The organism is Lacibacterium aquatile, from assembly GCF_042683105.1.
Taxonomy (GTDB): Bacteria; Pseudomonadota; Alphaproteobacteria; order Elsterales; family Elsteraceae; genus Lacibacterium; species Lacibacterium aquatile.
Map to the genome: position 1 here is coordinate 258251 of NZ_JBHUIP010000014.1, position 17366 is coordinate 275616.

At 62.9% G+C, this 17366-nt stretch carries 8 protein-coding genes; 6 read left to right on the plus strand and 2 right to left on the minus strand.

Annotated features, from left to right (window positions below; genetic code table 11):
• Positions 1–42: 42 nt before the first annotated feature.
• A complete protein-coding gene (locus ACFSM5_RS18335; protein WP_379878007.1) occupies positions 43–1227 on the plus strand; it encodes a 3-deoxy-D-manno-octulosonic acid transferase in 1185 nt (394 codons plus the stop codon).
• Between the two features lie 92 nt (positions 1228–1319).
• On the opposite strand, the gene ACFSM5_RS18340 is transcribed toward ACFSM5_RS18335, so the two are convergent.
• Both ACFSM5_RS18340 and arfB read right to left on the minus strand, forming a co-directional pair.
• On the minus strand, positions 1320–2771 hold the full coding sequence (locus tag ACFSM5_RS18340; protein WP_379878008.1) for a cryptochrome/photolyase family protein: 1452 nt from the start codon (positions 2769–2771) through the stop codon (positions 1320–1322).
• A 31-nt stretch (positions 2772–2802) separates the two neighbouring features.
• Positions 2803–3345: an alternative ribosome rescue aminoacyl-tRNA hydrolase ArfB gene (gene arfB, locus ACFSM5_RS18345; RefSeq protein WP_417498532.1), complete on the minus strand. Its 543-nt coding sequence runs from the start codon at positions 3343–3345 to the stop codon at positions 2803–2805.
• Here arfB and ACFSM5_RS18350 point away from each other — a divergent pair.
• From ACFSM5_RS18350 to ACFSM5_RS18370, 5 genes are all read left to right on the plus strand, one after another.
• Positions 3327–6062 carry an ATP-dependent DNA helicase gene (locus ACFSM5_RS18350; protein WP_379878009.1) on the plus strand — a complete coding sequence of 912 codons (2736 nt, stop codon included), beginning with the start codon at positions 3327–3329 and terminating at the stop codon, positions 6060–6062. The two genes, arfB and ACFSM5_RS18350, sit on opposite strands and share 19 nt — an antisense overlap.
• A 40-nt stretch (positions 6063–6102) precedes the next feature.
• Positions 6103–6945, plus strand: a complete 843-nt coding sequence (locus ACFSM5_RS18355; protein ID WP_379878010.1) for a DMT family transporter — start codon at positions 6103–6105, stop codon at positions 6943–6945.
• 304 nt (positions 6946–7249) lie between these two features.
• Complete coding sequence (locus ACFSM5_RS18360; protein ID WP_379878011.1) at positions 7250–14782, plus strand: SDR family NAD(P)-dependent oxidoreductase; 7533 nt, start codon at positions 7250–7252, stop codon at positions 14780–14782.
• Positions 14782–16176, plus strand: a complete 1395-nt coding sequence (locus tag ACFSM5_RS18365; protein WP_379878012.1) for an aminotransferase class I/II-fold pyridoxal phosphate-dependent enzyme — start codon at positions 14782–14784, stop codon at positions 16174–16176. The genes ACFSM5_RS18360 and ACFSM5_RS18365 overlap by 1 nt, the downstream gene beginning before the upstream one ends.
• The gene (locus ACFSM5_RS18370; protein ID WP_379878013.1) at positions 16173–17318 is read left to right on the plus strand and encodes a hypothetical protein; all 1146 of its coding nucleotides are present in this window, start codon (positions 16173–16175) and stop codon (positions 17316–17318) included. Before ACFSM5_RS18365 ends, ACFSM5_RS18370 begins: the two co-directional genes overlap by 4 nt.
• Positions 17319–17366 lie beyond the last annotated feature (48 nt).

Below are 17366 nucleotides of genomic sequence, written 5' to 3' on the forward strand. Positions count from 1 at the left end.
ATCGGCCGGCTGCTTACGCCGGCCGTTCTGCTTTTGCTGCTCTTGAGGAAGCGGAAGGGTAAGGAGCACCCGCAGCGCTGGAAGGAGCGGTTGGGCTTTGATGCCAGCAAGACGCCGACCGGCAAACTGGCCTGGATCCATGCCGCCAGTGTCGGCGAAAGCCTGTCGATTCTACCGCTGCTGAAGAAGTTGCAGGAAACCTATCCGGAGTGGCGCTTTCTGCTGACGACCGGCACGCTGTCATCCGCCAAGATCATGGCCGAACGGCTGCCGCCGGATGTGCTGCATCGGTTTGTGCCGGTTGATATCCCGGGCGCCGTGAATCGCTTCTTCAATCACTGGACGCCCGACGCTGCAATCTTTGTCGAAGAGGAAATCTGGCCGGGGCTGGTGCTGGAGCTGCGGGCGCGCCGTATTCCAGCCGCCCTGGTCAATGCCCGCCTGTCGCCGCGCAGCGGGGCCCGTTGGCGGCGGATGTCCTGGCTGGCCCGCATGCTTTTCGACTGCTTCCAGCCGATCCTGGCCCAGAGCGAGGCGGATGTCGCCCGGTTCAAAGCCTTGGGGCTGGTGGGTATCGAGATGCGGGGAAACCTGAAATATGCCTCGGCTCCCTTGCCCGTGGATGAGGCTGTTCTGGCGGAGCTGCAGGGGCAGGTCGGCGACCGGCCGGTGCTGGTCGCAGCGTCCCTGCATCCTGGTGAAGAAACGCAAATTGCCGAGGCGCATCGCCAGCTTGCAGCCCGGCATCCTGATCTGCTGACGATCCTGGTGCCGAAACATCCTGCTCGCGGCGCCGAATGGTCGGATGCCCTGGGCGGGATCGCGTTACGCTCGCGTCGCGACCCGCTGCCGCCGGGCGGCCTCTATATCGCCGATACGATTGGCGAACTGGGTCTTTGGTATCGATTGGCGTCCGCAGCTTTCGTTGGCGGCAGCCTCATCCCCTTTGGCGGTCAGAACCCGCTGGAGCCGACGCGTTTTGGCGTGCCGACCTTCGTGGGGCCTTACACCGGCAATTTCGAGGATATGGTTTCCGCTCTCGCGGACCAGAAGCGGCTGCAGAGCGTGTCTGATGCGGCGGGCCTTGCCGATGGGGTGGCTTCCAGCCTAGGGCAGACTCGGTTACCCGTATCCGCAGAAGATGGGGCGCGGATCATTGCGGAGGTGGCTGCCGGGCTAGCGCCGATCTTCGCGCCGGATGCTCGAGAGGTTTACTTCAGGTCGTAAAAGAGCTCGTCATCCCGGACTTGATCCGGGATCTCCTGTGGCCGAATTCCGTTCGATTGTCTCGACGCGGCCTGTCTACCCGAGACCCCGGATCAAGTCCGGGGTGACGAGGTTTTGTCTGAAGCGCCTTTGATCCGGGCGTAGGCGTCGAGGGCGCGGGCCCGGCCGCCTGCCAGCTCGACGATGGGCGCCGGATAATTCTTCGTGCGCCGGACCGCGGAGACCTTCCAGGGTTCATGGATCGTATCGTCATCAAAACCTGCCAGTTCCGGCACCCAGCGGCGGATATAAGAGCCCTTGGGATCGAATTTCTGGCTTTGCAGGACGGGGTTGAAGACCCGGAAGTAGGGGGCGGCGTCGGCCCCGCAGCCTGCGACCCATTGCCAACTGGCGGGGTTGCTGGCGGGACAGGCGTCAACGAGCGTATCCCAGAACCATTCCTCCCCCGCTTTCCAGGGCAATAGCAGTTGCTTGACCAGCAGCGAGCCGACCACCATCCGCACCCGATTATGCATCCAGCCGGTCGCCCAAAGTTGGCGCATGCCCGCATCGACGATGGGATAGCCCGTGAGGCCTTTCTGCCAGGCTTCCAGATCCTTGGGTGACTCGCGCCAGGGGAATTGCGTGAACTCCTCCCGCAGGGGCGTGGAGGCGAGGTCGTCCTGGTGAAACAGCAGGTGATGGCAGAACTCGCGCCACCCCAATTCCCGGAGGAAGGTTTCCGCCCCGCCCGAGGTGATTTCGCCATGGGTCCGATGATCGGTCGCAGCCCAGAGCTGGCGCGGCGAAATCTCCCCGAACCTCAGATAGGGTGAGAGATGGGAGGAGATATCGAGGTCCGGCCGGTCGCGCTGCTGGGCATAGATATCCAGACGATCATCCAGGAAGTCGTTGGCTCGTTCCCGCGCCGCTTCTTCGCCCGGTGTCCAGGCGTCGCGCAGACCGCCCACCCAATCGGGTTTTGTCGGCAGCAGACCCCAATCGGACAGGGTTTCGCTCTGTGCCTTGGGGAAGCCTGGCAGTCTGCCTTCCGGGGCAAGCAGGGGGCGGGTGATCCGCACCTGTTCCCGCGCCGCCCGCCAGAAAGGCGTGAAGACCTGGAAGGCGCCGCCCTGCTTGGTCTTGACCTGCCAGGGCTCGAACAGCAGCAGGCTATTGAAGCTCTCGACAATCCGGCCGCTGTCCTTGAGGGCGCTTTTGATCGCTTCATCCCGTTTGCGGCTGGCGGGATCATAGAGTCGGTTCCAATAGATGGCGCCGATGCCATGCTCTTCCACCAGTTGCGCGATAATTGAAGCGGCCGGTCCGCGCTTCAGGATCAGATCAAGGCCCAGCTTCTGAAGATCGGCGCCTAAGGCCTCCAGGCTTTTGTGCAGCCACCAGCGCGCGGCGCCCCCTAGGGGGCGGATGCCGGGGCTTTCCTCATCCAGGATGAAGAGCGGCAAAATCGGTGCTCCACGCTCGACGGCGGTGCTGAGAGCTGGATTATCGGCTAGACGGAGATCCTGGCGGAACCAGAGGAGGGTGGGGGCTTGATCGCTCATGCTTCTTATACGCGGCGGGCAGACAATCGGTTCAGTCGAAGGACGGCTTTCCGCGCCCTTTCTTGATCGAAGCGCGATTACTTTTCTCGTCCAGCCGCCGCTTCTTCGAGGCGAGCGTCGGCTTGGTGGCGCGGCGGGCAATGGGAACAATTGCCGCTTCACGGATTAGGGCGAACAGCCGCTCGCGGGCATCGGCGCGGTTGCGCTCCTGGGTGCGAAACTGGCGGGCAGTGATGACGATGACGCCGTCCAGGGTGAGGCGGCTGCCACTTAAGGCCATAAGGCGGCTACGTACATGATCGTTAAAGGCGGGTGAGTGCGCGACATCGAACCTTAGCTGGCAGGCGGTGGCGACTTTATTGACGTTCTGGCCGCCGGGGCCGGAGCTGGCGATGAAACTCTCGTCCAGCTCGGACTCGTCGATGAAGATGCGGTTGGTGACTTGGATCGCAGGCATGCGCGACAATAGGCCACGAAAGGGCAGTTCGTCATTGCCCTTGAGCCTGCGAGCGTGCGATAGCTCGCTCCCATGGCTGGAACGGATAACGAACGGAAATGAGCGGGGGGCTGACATCAATGCTGCCCTTGCCCGATGTGCCGCTGTTGACCGTCGGCCTCAAGCGGGCGGCCTGGGTAGACCCGGACGGCAGTTTCGATGATCTGGCGATGAATGACGCGCGGGCGCGGCTGCTGCAGGAGCGCGTGCCGCCGATGGTGGTCCATGCCAAGTCGGTGGCGCGGCGCCTGGGTCTGGAAAGCCTGCCAGCCTTCGATCTGCTCGAACTTTTTGCCTTTGTGCGTCCAGCCGAGTTTTGCCTGCCGACCGTGCGCGGGCTGCTGGATGTGCTCGACCTGCCGACACCCAGCAATCTGATCGACGAGGCCCTGGCGCTGAAAGATGCGGCGACGGTGCTGCTGGCCGAACTGCGCGCGGGCCGGGATCGCGAGGCTGCTGCCATTGCTGGCCGCATGAACGGCTGGCCCTGGGCTTCCTATGTCCAGGTGGCGCTGGGGGATGTGGAACCGGGGACACGGGGTTTCGCAGTCTGGCGCGCCTTGCCGGAAATTCCTGAAGGTGGCCCGGAAGAGCCGCCGAGTCATCATCCGGTCCAACCAGAGGAGGCGCGTCGCCAACTGGCGGCCATCGTTGGCGAACGGGCGGAAGCGCGACCTAGTCAGGCGGATTACGCCTCTGCCGTGGCGTTGGCCTTTCAGCCGCGCGATGTGCCGGGCGAGCCGCGCGTGGTGCTGGCGGAGGCTGGGACCGGGGTTGGCAAGACGCTGGGGTATCTCGCTCCCGCGACGGTCTGGGCCCAGAAGAACGGCGGCGCTGTCTGGATCTCGACCTATACCCGGAATCTCCAGGCCCAGATCGACAGCGAGTTGGATCGTGTCTATCCGGACCCGGCCCAGAAGGCCGCACGGGCGGTGGTCCGTAAGGGTCGAGAGAACTATCTCTGTCTGCTGAATTATGAGGAACTGGCCGGAGTTGCCGGTAATGCACCCCAGCCGGGCGGCGCTGTTGCGGCAGGTCTGATGGCGCGCTGGGTAGCGGCGACCCGAGATGGCGATCTGACGGGCGGCGATTTTCCGGGCTGGCTGCCGGATCTGCTGGGGCGGGCGCGGACCTTGGGGCTCGCGGACCGACGTGGCGAATGCATCTATTCCGCCTGCCACCACTTTGATCGCTGCTTTGTCGAGCGTTCCATCCGCAAGGCCAAGCGGGCCGAAATCGTGGTGGCGAACCACGCGCTGGTGATGATCCAGGGCGCGCTCAATGGCGGCGATGACGGTGCCGTTCCGGCACGCCTGGTGTTCGACGAAGGGCATCATGTCTTCGATGCCGCCGATAGCGCCTTTTCCGCCCAGCTTTCCGGTGGGGAAGGGCAGGAGGTCCGGCGGTGGCTGCTGGGTGCCGAGGGCGGCATGCGCTCGCGCGCCCGTGGTCTACGCCGCCGCATCGAAGAATTGATCACCGACGAGCGGATGGCAGCTGATCTCGATGCCCTGCTGAAGTTTGCCAAGGACCTGCCCGGCGAAGGCTGGCCCGAGCGGCTGGCGGAAGGACGTTCGGCGGGGCCGGTGGAAGCTTTCCTGGCCTTGGTGCGACAGCAGGTGCTGGCTCGGCAGACGGGGCAGGGCGATGCCCTCTATAGTCTGGAAGCCGATGTGCGGCCGACGATCCCGGAGATGCAGCAGGCGGCCCTCGACGCCAAGGCTGCGTTGGAAGCGCTCAAGACCCCGGCTGACCGGCTGATCAAACGCCTTGCCGACCGTCTAGGGGAAGAGGCCGAAGACCTGGATCGCGATGTCCGCCGCCGTATTGAAGGGGCCGTGCGCTCGCTGGAGCGCCGTCTCGTCATTCCTCTGACCGGCTGGATATCCATGCTCTCGGCGCTGAACGGCGAGGAAGACAAGGATTTTGTCGACTGGTTCGGCCTGGACCGGGAAGGCGGACAGGATGTCGATGTCGGCATGCATCGCCATTGGCTCGACCCGTCCAAGCCGTTTGCCAAGGCGGTTGCGTCTTCTGCCCATGGGCTGGTGGTTACGTCGGCGACCTTGACGGATAGGTCCGGCGATGGCGAGGCGGATTGGAAGGCGGCGGAGCGGCGGCTCGGTCTACCCTATCTGTCGCTCGAAGCTGTCCGCGCCCAGGTGGCAAGCCCTTATGATTATGCCGCGCAGACCAGAGTCTTTGTCGTCGATGATGTACGGCGCGAGGATATCGCCCAGGTGTCGGCTGCCTATCGCGCGCTGTTCCTAGCGTCGGGCGGTGGGGCTTTGGGGCTTTTCACGGCCATCAGCCGCCTGAAAGGTGTGCATGGGCGTATCTCCGCCGATCTTGAGGATCGCGGTCTGCCGCTCTATGCCCAGCATGTGGATGCCATGGAGACTTCGTCGCTGATCGATGTGTTCCGGGGCGAAGAGGACGCCTGTCTGTTGGGCACCGATGCTGTGCGCGACGGCGTGGACGTGCCGGGGCGCTCGCTGCGTCTGATCGTCTTCGATCGTCTGCCCTGGCCGCGTCCGACCATCCTGCATAAGGCGAGACGAAACGCCTTTGGCGGCTGGGGCTGGGATCAGCGTCTGGTTCGCTTGAAGCTGAAGCAGGCTTTTGGCCGTCTGGTGAGGCGCGCTACCGACCATGGTGTCTTCGTGCTGCTCGAACCCCTACCCAGTCAATTCAAAGGCGCCTTCCCGCCCGGTGTGGTGATCGAGCGGGTTGGGCTGGCTGAAGCCGTGCGCCGGACCCGTGAATTCCTGGCGGAACGTTCGCTGGACGGCTAGGGCAGAAGGGCATATGCTTGCCAAAAGCAAGGATATGTCGATGGCAAACACCAGCACTTTCAGGATTGGGCTGCTTTTTGGCCTTGGGGTGCCGGTCATTTCGGCGCTGACTTTTGCTGTGGCGCGATTGGCTCCTTCGGCGGCGGTCGAGCCGATCACCTTGTCTGCCCTCCGGTTCTTAGGGGCGCTGCCGGTCGTGCTGGTCCTCTGGTTTCTGGGGAGGCGTGGCAGGGAAGTAAAAGCCCGCCCCAGGCACATGCTTGCAGTCGGGCTGCTGGGTGGGCCGATTTATGCCTTTCTGCTCTATGCCGGATTTTCGATAGGGGCTGCCGGATTGGGGGGCGCGGTGCTGCCCGCAAGCCTCATTGCGGTAACCTTGCTGTTAACCCGCGAACCCTGGCCTCGGAGCCGCATAGTCGGGGTCACTTTTCTGCTGGCCGGAATCGGTGGCCTGATGCTGGGACGCATCGAAGGCGGGATTACCGGCATCGGTCTCTTCATTCTGACCGGGGCGGTCTGGGCGGTCTGCGCCGTGCTGGCGAAGCGTTGGCAGATGACGCCGGTGGATCTAGCCCTGTCGACGGTCGTGGTCGGACTATTGATATGCGCCCCCGTTGCCTTGTGGCGGCATCCCATTCCCGGACTCGAAACCGTTCTTTTGCAAATGACGGTGCAGGGCGGGCTTAATGCGGGGCTGGCGGTCTGGTTGTATGGGCAAGCTCTGCACTATCTCGGGTCGGCGCGGACGGCCTTGTTTACTGCGGCTATTCCTCCCTTCAGTGCCATCGCGGGATGGGGTGTCTTGGGCGAGCCCCTGGGCCTTGCCGTCTTTGCTTCAGCGGTAATGGTGTCGGCCGGTATAGTTCTGGCTTTAAGAAAGTGAAGCGAGTTTTCTTCGCGCGAGTCATTCGCGGGAAGAAAGATCAATATCCGCTGTCAGACGACTCAATCGTGAATTGTCGTTACGTTGACGATAGCGGATTGATCCCCTATAAGCGGTGTCTCGCAACGGGTAGAACGCCAAAGTATGGTTGTTCGTTCGTTGAGGTGAACATTGCAAAGAGTTAATCTTTGGGTCGATGTTCCTGTGTCAGGCTTAGGATATGAAGTTTCCGCCGGAGCGTCCTGCAGGGCGACGTGAGAACGGAACAGATGTCCTATAGAGATGGGTTGTTTACAGGGTCGGTATGGATAAAACGCTTCGCCCGATTGCTGTCATTGGCGCCTCGTGCCGCTTTCCGGGTGCCGATAACCTGGAGGCGTTCTGGGACCTGCTGAGTCATGGTCGTGATGCCGTGACCGAGATCGGCGATGATCGCTGGGCCAAAGGGCTTTTCTATCATCCCAGGCAGTCTGAAGTCGGCAAAAGCTATACTTTTGCTGCGGGTGTATTGTCTGAAGTCGATCGGTTCGATGCCGGTTTCTTCGGTGTGTCGCCGCGCGAAGCGCTGCAGATGGATCCCCAGCAACGTCTGCTGCTCGAGCTGGTGCAGGAAGCTGTTGACGACAGCGGCATGACGCTTGCCCGTCTGGCGGGTAAGGATGCCGGCGTCTATGTCGGCGTGTCCGGCCTGGAATATTCCAACCTTCGCCTGGGCGATCCTGCCAACAGCGATCAATATTTCATGATCGGCAACCAGCTTTCGACGGTTGCTAATCGTATCTCTTATATCTTCGATCTGCATGGGCCGAGCTTTGCGGTGGATACCGCCTGCTCGTCCTCGCTCGTTGCGTTGCATGAAGCCTGCGAGGCACTGCGCCATGGCCGGGTGTCGATGGCCATCTGCGGCGGCGTGAATATTCTTCTGACCCCGTTCCCTTTCATCGGTTTCAGCCGGGCCAAGATGCTGAGCCCGCGCGGCCGCTGCCATGCCTTCGACGCTTCGGGCGACGGGTATGTGCGCGCCGAGGGTGGCGGTGTCGTCATGTTGAAGCTACTTGAGGATGCGGTCCGCGACGGCGATACGATCCGCGCTGTCATCCATGCGACTGGCGTCAATTCCGATGGCCGTACCACCGGCATGTCGCTGCCGTCGCGCGATGCGCAGGCGGCCCTGCTAAAGCAGGTCTATGGCGATAACGGTATCGATCCCAACAAGCTGGCCTATTTCGAAGCTCACGGCACCGGTACGTCCGCTGGTGATCCGATTGAAACCGGGGCGATCGCTGAAGCTCTGTCGAGCAAGCGCGACGATGTGCTGCCCATCGGGTCGGTCAAGACGAACATCGGCCATCTCGAGCCCGCCTCCGGCATGGCCGGTCTGATCAAATCGATGCTGGTGCTGGAGCATCAGGCTATTCCGGCATCGCTGCATTTCAACGAGCCGAACCCCGCCATTGACTTTGACGGTTGGAAATTGGGGGTCGTCACCGACCTGCGTCCGGTCGACATCGATGAAGACAGTCTCATCGGCGTCAATTCCTTCGGCTTTGGCGGCACCAACGCCCATGTGGTGATTTCCCGTGGTCCCGCCGTCGCCGCCAGCGAACAGGCTCAGGCCAATCGTCTGCCGCCGCTGCTGCTGTCCGCCCGTTCGCCGGAGGCTTTGCAGGCCGCCGCCGTGCAGTATCGCGACCGTCTGATCGACCTTGGTGATGATGACGGCGCGGTGCGTGACCTTGTCTATTCGGCTGCGATCAATCGCGATCATTTCGACCATCGTCTGGTCGCCAATGGCACCAGCGCCGGTGCGATGCTGGCGCAGCTCGATGCCTTCGTTGACGGGCTGCCGTCCGGCGCTGCCGTGTCCGGCAAGACTGTCGGCCCGGCGCCCAAGCTGGCATTCGTCTTCTCCGGCAATGGCTCGCAATGGGCGGGCATGGGGCGCGATAGCTTCAAGGGCGACGAGGATTTCCGCGCCAAGATCGAAGAGGTAGACGCGCTGCTTTCACCGCTGACCGGCTGGTCGGTCGTGGAGAAGCTTTTCTCCGATACGCTCGAAGCCGATCTGGTTCGGACCGATATTGCTCAGCCGCTGTTGTTTGCGGTTCAGCTCGGTATCTGCGCGGCCTTGGCTGCGCGCGGTGTGGTTCCCCAGGCGACCAGCGGTCATTCGGTCGGCGAGGTCGCGGCCGCTCACATCGCCGGTGCACTCACCCTGGAACAGGCTGTTCAGGTGATTTATCACCGGTCGCGCCGCCAGCAGGAAACCCAGGGGCAGGGCCGCATGGCCGCGCTTAGCCTGCCGCTCGCCGAAGCGCAGGCCGCGATCGAGCCTTTCAAGGGTAAACTGGAGATCGCTGCGGTCAATAGCCCGCGTGCTGTCACTATCTCGGGCGATACCGAGGCATTGGAGGCGCTTGGGGAATGGGCGGCCCAGAACCGTTGGGTCTTCCGCCTGCTGGACATCGATTACGCCTTCCATAGCGCTGCCATGGAGCCGACCAAAGCCGGGCTGCTGGGTGATCTCAAGTCACTGAAGCCTTCGGCGACCCGTCTGCCGTTCTCTTCGACTGTCACGGGCGGTCTGATTGAGGGCGAGCAGTTGGATGCCGACTACTGGTGGAAGAATATCCGCCAGCCGGTGCTTTTCAGTCAGGCGAGCGACGCCCTGATCGGCGGCGGTCATCTGGTGTTCGTCGAGATTGGGCCTACCCCGGTACTGCAGTCCTATGTGCGCGACTGCCTGCGCGAAGCGGGCCAGCCGGGCACCGTGCTGATCACGCTCCATCGCCGCAACCAGGATGCTGCGCCTTTCGATACGGTGCTGACCGGCGCCCACGTCGCCGGTGCTCCCCTCGATATCGACGGGCTCTACGCCGGTGCCTATCAGCGCTGCGCCCTGCCGCTGTATCCCTGGCAGCGTCAGCGCCATTGGTTCGAGCGGACAATCGAAGGCACCGATCTGCTCGAGGCTTCCGAGGTCCATCCGCTGCTCGGTTGGCAGAAGGGCTCCGAGCCGGTCTACATCAATACGCTCGACACCGATCTGCAGCCCTGGCTGGACGATCATCGGGTCGATACCGGTGTCGTCTTCCCGGCAGCGGGTTATGTCGAGCTGGCGTTGGCGACCGCGAAGACCGCTTTTGGCGATGGCGTGGGAATCGATCTGCGCGATCTCGAGATCATGCGCCCGCTGACCCTGGATGAAGGCCGCGCGCGCAGCCTTGAAGTGCGCTGGCATGCCGAGGCCCAGAAGGTCGAGATCTATTCCCGGCCGCGTCTGTCCCGCGAAGGGATCACGCTGCACGGTGTCGCCCATGTGGGCCGTCTTGCCGCTCAGGCTCCTGCCGCCGAAGTGCCGAGCGCAAAAGGAGCCAAGGTTTCCGGCAAGGAACTCTATGAACTCGCCGATCAGCTCGGGCTGCCCTATGGTCCGGCTTTCCGTCTTGTCGAAGGCGTCACGCTGACCTCGTCGACCGAGGCTTTGGCGACCATTGCCCCGGTTCCGGCGTCAGCCGGGGGCGAAGACAGCCGTTGGCTGCTGCATCCGTCGGTGCTCGACGGTGCGTTCCAGGCGCTGTTCGCCTTGCTGGCCAAGGGAACTGCGACGGGTGGTGGTCGGACGTATCTCCCCGCTCGCATCGGTCGTCTGCAGGTGTTCGGGACGGGCGAGACACGCTATTGCCGCCTGACGCTGACCCATCTCAGCGGCAAGTCGGCTGCGGCTGATTTCGAGCTGCTGGATGCATCCGGCAATCTGCTGGCCCGTGCGGTCGAGGTTCGCTTCCGCCGTGCCCATCTGGCCCGCACAACCAGCCTGAACGAGAAGTTCTTCCAGTATCGTGCTGTTCCGAAGGCGACCGGGGGGCTATTGACCCAGGCTGCAAAGCTGGATCTGGCTGACCTGCGTACCGTTTTGAGCAACGCAGGGTTGATCGGGAATGATGACGAGCCGAATGCCGTTCAGCTGCTGCTTGATGCCTATAGCGCCGCGATAGCGTATGAGACGCTGGTGAAGCTTGCCCCGGAAGGCGCTCTGCTGCCGATGGGTCTGGTGAATTCCGGTGTCGTTTCCGCAAAGTCGCTGCCGCTGCTGCACCGTCTGCTGCGTATTGCTCAGGACGAAGGTCTGGCGAGCGAAAACGCACCAGGCTGGCAGTTGGCCGATGAAAGCAGCCTGCCGCCGTCCGACGATCTCTGGCGCATGCTGATCGGCGATTATCCCGATGCCTTGCCCGAGATCCTGCTGGCTGGCCGGGCTGCGAACCATCTGACCGCCGTTCTGGCCGATTCCGAGCAAGGCGCGCCCAAGGCATCTGCTGCCCTGACGGCGCATCTGGCCGCCGGTGGCGCGACGCGCCGTCCGCTGATCGATGGCGTGGCAACGACCTTCGCTCATATCCTGGCGCAGTGGCCCGAAGGTCGTCCGCTGCGGGTTCTGGAAATCGGTGCCGGTGATGGCGCACTGACCCGCCGCCTTCTGGCAGCCATTGGCAGCCGCTCCGTCGAACTGACGGTTTCGGATGCCAATCAGGATGCCGTTGACCGAGCCGAAGCTGCCTTGAGCGGTGCCTATGCGCCCCGTTGTGTGCTGCTGGATCCGGCTAAGGCTCTGCTTGATCAGAGTCTGGCGGGCGAGCGGTTCGATCTGATCCTGGGCGCTGCTGTTCTGGCGGAGCGTGGCGCGGGCGATGCGCCCGTCATTCTGCGTCAGCTGCTGGCGGAGAACGGCACGCTGTTGCTGGCCGAACCCGAGCCCAGCCGGTTCCTGGATCTGGTTCGCGGTCTCGACGCCCATTGGTGGCAACAGACCGCTGACGTCTCCTTGCCGGTCGGTCTGGCCCTAACGGCTGCCGAATGGACGACGACGTTGGATGCCGCCGGTTATGGCAATCTGCAGGCTATCGCGATGGATGGCGGCGGCGTGCTGTTGACTGCCGCCAACCCGGAACTCCTGCCCATCGCGAAGACCGAAGATGCCGGTCAGACCGACGGGTTGGCCGTTCTGCTGACCGATGCCCAAGGCATGGAAACCGCAGTCGCTCTAGGCGAGGCGCTAAAGGCGCGCGGCCGTGCTGCGATGATTGTCGAAGTTGGCCCGGCTTTCCGCCGGGTGGCTGCTGACCGTCTGATCGTGCCGCTGTCGAATGTGGCAGAAGGGCAGGCGTTGCTTGATGCCCTGGCTGCCGAAGGCACCAAGATTGCCGAGATGGTGCATCTGGCCGGACTGATGGCCGATGAAGCCGATCCGATGGCTGTGCAGGAGTTGCGCTGCCTGACCGCATTGCCGTTGATCCAGGCGATGGACGACAAAGGGCCGCGCCTCTGGTTCGTCACCATGGGCGCTCAAGGGCAGGTCGTGCGTGCCGCGCAGGCGCCGCTCTGGGGGCTTGGCCGCGTGGCGGTCAATGAATATCCGCACCTTGATATCCGCATGGTTGACCTCGCGCCGGGCGAAGCCGATTTCGCCCGTCTGGCAGAAGAGATCGTGCATCCGGACGGCGAGACGGAAATCCTGCTGTCCGAGGCTGGCCGCTCCGTCCTGCGTCTGCATAAGGCAAAACCGGCGATCGCTCTCGAAGCTGATGCGAGCACTAAGGTCGCGCTGAAGCTCGATATCGACCAAAACGGTTCGCTGGATCGTCTCAGCTATCGTCCCGTTGTGCGTAAGGCGCCGGGCAAGGGTGAGATCGAGATTGAAGTGAAGGCGGCTGGTCTTAACTTCCGCGATGTCATGTGGGCGATGGGCGTGCTGCCGGAAGAGGCTCTGCTGGCCGGTTTCGCCGGTCCGACCCTGGGCATGGAATGCGCCGGTATCGTTTCGGCCGTGGGCGAGGGCGTCGGCGACTTCGCCATCGGCGACCGCGTTATGGCCTTTGCGTCGGGCTGCTTTGCCAGCCATCTGACAACCTCCACCGTGGCCTGTGCGCCGATACCGGGCGAGCTGAGTTTTGAAGCGGCGGCGACCATTCCGTCGGCCTTCTTCACAGCCTATTACGCCCTGGGCCATCTGGGGCAGTTGGCTGAAGGCGAGCGAGTGCTGATCCATGGCGCCGCCGGCGGTGTCGGTATCGCGGCGATCCAATACGCCAAGTCTGTTGGCGCGATCGTCTTCGCGACGGCTGGTAGCCACGAGAAGCGCGACTTCCTGAAGATGCTGGGCGCGGATTATATCCTCGACTCACGCAGCCTTGCCTTTGCCGACGATGTTCTGGCCCTGACCGATGGCGAAGGGGTGGACGTTGTCCTCAACTCGCTGGCAGGTGAGGCGATGGAGCGCTCGCTGGGTGTTGTGAAGCCCTTCGGTCGGTTCCTGGAACTTGGCAAGCGCGATTTCTATCAGAACTCGCGCCTGGGTCTGCGTCCCTTCCGCAACAACATCACCTTCTATGGCATCGATGCCGATCAGCTGCTGTCGGTGAAGCCTGCCTTCTCCCGCAAGCTGTTCCGCGAGATGGTGACGCTGTTCGAAGACGGGGCTTTCAAGCCGCTGCCGTATCGTGCTTTTGTCCATGATGAAGCCGTGGCCGCCTTCCGCCTGATGCAGCAGTCGGGCCATATCGGCAAGATCGTCTTGACCTATCACGGCGTCGCGGTTCCGTCGGCGAAGCCCGCCGCCAAGCTGGCCCTATCGTCCGATGGCATCTATCTGGTTGCCGGTGGTCTTGGCGGCTTCGGCCTTGCCACGGCCCGTCGACTGGTGGAGCGCGGCGCCCGTAAACTGGTGCTGAGTGGTCGTTCCGGTGCGGCCTCGGATGCTGCGAAAGCGGCAGTCGCCGAACTGCAGGCCCTGGGGGCCGAAGTCATCGTCGAATCTGTTGATCTGACCGATGCCGCCGCGACCACGGCGATGATCGGCCGCATCAAGGCCAGGGGGACGCTCAAGGGCGTTCTACATACGGCGATGGTGCTGGATGACGGCCTGATGTCCGGTCAGGATGCCGAGCGTTTCCGCCGGGTCATGGCGCCGAAGATTGCCGGTGCCGACCATCTGGACAAGACGACCCATGATCTGCCGCTTGATCTCTTCGTCGTCTATTCCTCGGCGACGACCTATATCGGGAATCCTGGCCAGTCGAACTATGTGGCTGCGAACCTTTACCTTGAGGCGCTGATCCGCCGTCGTCGCTCCGAAGGCAAAGCCGGTCTGGCCGTGGCCTGGGGCGCAATCGATGATGTCGGTTATCTTGCCCGCCATCGCGAGGTTCAGGACAGTCTGGGCAAGCGCTTGGGCCATCGTGCGCTCGGTTCCTCCGAGGCTCTCGATGCTCTCGAACGCCTGCTGGTCGAAGGCACGGCGGAGCGCGCTGTTGTCGAACTCGATGCCCGTCAGGCGCGCCAGATGCTGCCGCTTTTCAGCCGCCCGACCTATGCGGGGCTTGGGGGCAAGGCCGCTGCGCGTGAAGGTGCCGAGGCTGGTCCCATCGATATCCGCGCGGCGATCAAGGGCCTCAGCCGGGCCGCGGCCCGCGATCTGGTCGCGGGCCTGCTGGGCGAGGAAGTGGCGCAGATCATGCGGCTTCCGGCCGATAAGCTCGATCATCACAAGCCCATCGCCGACCTTGGCATGGACAGTCTGATGGCGGTTGAGCTGCGCATGGCGGTTGAAGCCCGCTTCGGCGTCGAACTGCCGGTGCTCTCGCTCTCCGACGGTACCACCTTGTCGGGTATGGCCGATAAACTGGTGGGGTCGCTGACCGGGGATGAGGCGCCTGCCGGGGATGGGGATCTGCTGCAACTCTCGCGTTACGAAGAGGGTTCGAGTAACCTCGACATGTCGGCGCTCTCCAGTGCGCTGGAAGCGAAATCGGATTCGGTAAAGCGCCTGTTAGCCTGATGAGCTCAAATCGCCTGTTCGGCCTGTCGGCCGCCAAAGATAAACTGTTGAAGGACCTTTCGTCTCGCCGTCAGGGGCGCGATGGAGGCGCCAGTGGCGGACGGCTGGCCGATGCGGATGTCATGGTGCCGATGCCGCGTTTCGAGGAACTGCCCGGCTATCGCCAGATGAAGCAGCAGAAGGTGATGGCGGATACGCTTGGTATCCCCAACCCCTTCTTCCGGGTGCACCAGGGCGCTTCGGGTGCCACGGCACTGATCGGCAACCGCGAATACATCAATTTCTCGTCCTATAACTACCTCGACCTTGCCGGACATCCGCATGTGGCCGAGCGCACCAAGGCGGCGGTCGATCAATATGGTACTTCGGCTTCGGCCAGCCGCGTCGTGTCGGGTGAAAAGACGATCCACCGCGAGCTGGAAACGGCAATTGCGGGGATCTATGAGGCTGAAGATTGCGTTGTGATGGTCTCCGGCCATGCCACCAATGTGTCGGTCATCGGCCATATGTTTGGGCCAAAAGATCTGGTGCTGCATGATGCGCTGATCCACAACAGCGCGGTGCAGGGGGCGCAGCTTTCGGGCAGCCGCCGTATCGCCTTCCCGCATAATGACTGGGAAGCGCTGGAGAAGATTCTGAAGGCCGAACGTCGCGCCCACGAAAAGGCGGTGATCCTGCTCGAAGGGCATTACAGCATGGACGGCGATCTGCCGGATCTGGCCCGCTTTGTCGAGGTCAAGAACCGCTGGGGCGCCTGGCTGATGGTGGACGAGGCCCATTCCTTGGGTGTTCTCGGTGAGACGGGTCATGGCATCTTTGAGGCTCAGGGTATTGCGCCGGGCGATATCGATATCTGGATGGGAACGCTGTCCAAGACCCTGTCCGGCTGCGGTGGCTATATCTGCGGATCGGCCGCGCTGATCGAATATCTGAAGTTTTCCGCTCCCGGTTTTGTCTATTCGGTCGGGATGTCGCCGCCAGTAGCTGGGGCGGCGCTCGGTTCGCTCGAAATGATGAAGGCCGAGCCCTGGCGGGTGTCGCAGCTCAATAAGCAGAGCGCGCGTTTCCGGGATGGTGCCGCCGCGCGCGGGTTCGATGTCGGTCCGTCTGTCGGTGCGGCCATCGTGCCGATCATCACCGGCAGTTCCATCAAAGCTGCCCGACTTGCTGCCGAGCTCTATGAGCGTGGGATAAACGTTCAGCCGATCCTCTACCCTGCCGTGCCCGAGAAATCGGCGCGCCTCCGTTTCTTCCTGTCGTGTGCCCATACTGACGCGCAGATCGACCAGACACTGGAGGCCCTTACCGAAAGCTGGGCCGCCGTCCAGGCCGCGGGTAACACAGTAAAGGAACTGGCCGCTCGCTTAGGCATGGTGCTCGGCGACGACAATTGACGAATTACGATATTCGGTCGGTCAGGACGAGCCAGGATTTTCGTGCCTTTATCGATGCCGCCAGCGTGTCGCAAGGAGGTGACCGTAACTGGCGGGCGCCTCTCGACTATGAGATGCGTCAGCTTTTCTCCCCGGCGAACAACCCCTTCATTCGCCAGAATGCGGTGCAGCCCTTTGTCGCCTTCGACGGGAACCGGGCCGTTGGCCGTGTGGTCGCGATCCATGATCTGGCGCATCAGGCTAAATATGGCACCCGGACTGTCTTCTTCGGCTTTATCGAAGGCATCGATGATCCAGCACTGTTCGCGGCCCTGCTGGAGCGTGTGGCTGCCTGGGGCCGCGAGCGTGGTTTGACCCGCATCGAGGGGCCTTTCAGCTTTTCGATCAATAATGAAGTCGGATTACTGGTGGAAGGGTTCGATACCCCGCCCCAGACGAAGACCAATCATGCCCAGCCCTGGTATGGCCGCCACATCGAGGCTGCAGGATTTTCGAGGGTAAAAGATATCCTCGCCCACCGTCATCCGCTGGCCAGCGATCAACTCGGACCGCGTTATAGCAAACTGGCCGAACGCTGGTCCGAAAGCGCGCGCCTCAGCCTTCATTCCATGGAAAGCTGGGGATATGAGACCGGGATGAAGATCGTCAACGCGATCTATAACGATGCCTGGGCAGATAATTGGCATGCGACGCCCGTCGGTGTGGAGGAAGCCCGGTTCATCGGTGCCTTGATGAAGCCCTTGGTGGTCGGTCCTGTTGTCGGCGGAAACTGGGTTCGGGTGGCTTGCTGGGATGGCGAACCGATTGCAGTTGTTGCCCAGATCCCCGACGTCCACGATGCTGTCGCCGGGTTGAAAGGCAAGCTTTTTCCGTTCGGTTGGTTGCGTATGCTGCGTCGCCTGAAGGCTGGCGGACAGGGGGGGCGGTTGCCGATGATCGGCGTTCGGCGCGCCTTCAGAGGCACGCGCATCGGTGCGATGGCAATATCGGCGCTATTAGTGGACGCCCAGGAGCGGGCCCGGGCCCGCGGTACAGTTTTCCTGGAGATCAGTTGGATGCTGGAAGACAATCACGATATTCTTCGGCTCGTCGAAGGAATGCCGGCACAGATCTATAAGCGCTGGCGGGTGTATGGTCGCTAGAGCTTATCCTTAAGTCTCCGAGGGGCGTTTCTTGCTTGCCGGGGGCGG

What these genes read in the sequence shown, in the direction of transcription:
- ACFSM5_RS18340 (WP_379878008.1), bottom strand. Translation starts at nt 2,771, where the DNA reads ATGAGCGATCAAGCCCCCACCCTCCTCTGGTTCCGCCAGGATCTCCGT.
- ACFSM5_RS18350 (WP_379878009.1), top strand. Translation starts at nt 3,327, where the DNA reads ATGAGCGGGGGGCTGACATCAATGCTGCCCTTGCCCGATGTGCCGCTG.
- arfB (WP_417498532.1), bottom strand. Translation starts at nt 3,345, where the DNA reads ATGTCAGCCCCCCGCTCATTTCCGTTCGTTATCCGTTCCAGCCATGGG.
- ACFSM5_RS18355 (WP_379878010.1), top strand. Translation starts at nt 6,103, where the DNA reads ATGGCAAACACCAGCACTTTCAGGATTGGGCTGCTTTTTGGCCTTGGG.
- ACFSM5_RS18360 (WP_379878011.1), top strand. Translation starts at nt 7,250, where the DNA reads ATGGATAAAACGCTTCGCCCGATTGCTGTCATTGGCGCCTCGTGCCGC.
- ACFSM5_RS18365 (WP_379878012.1), top strand. Translation starts at nt 14,782, where the DNA reads ATGAGCTCAAATCGCCTGTTCGGCCTGTCGGCCGCCAAAGATAAACTG.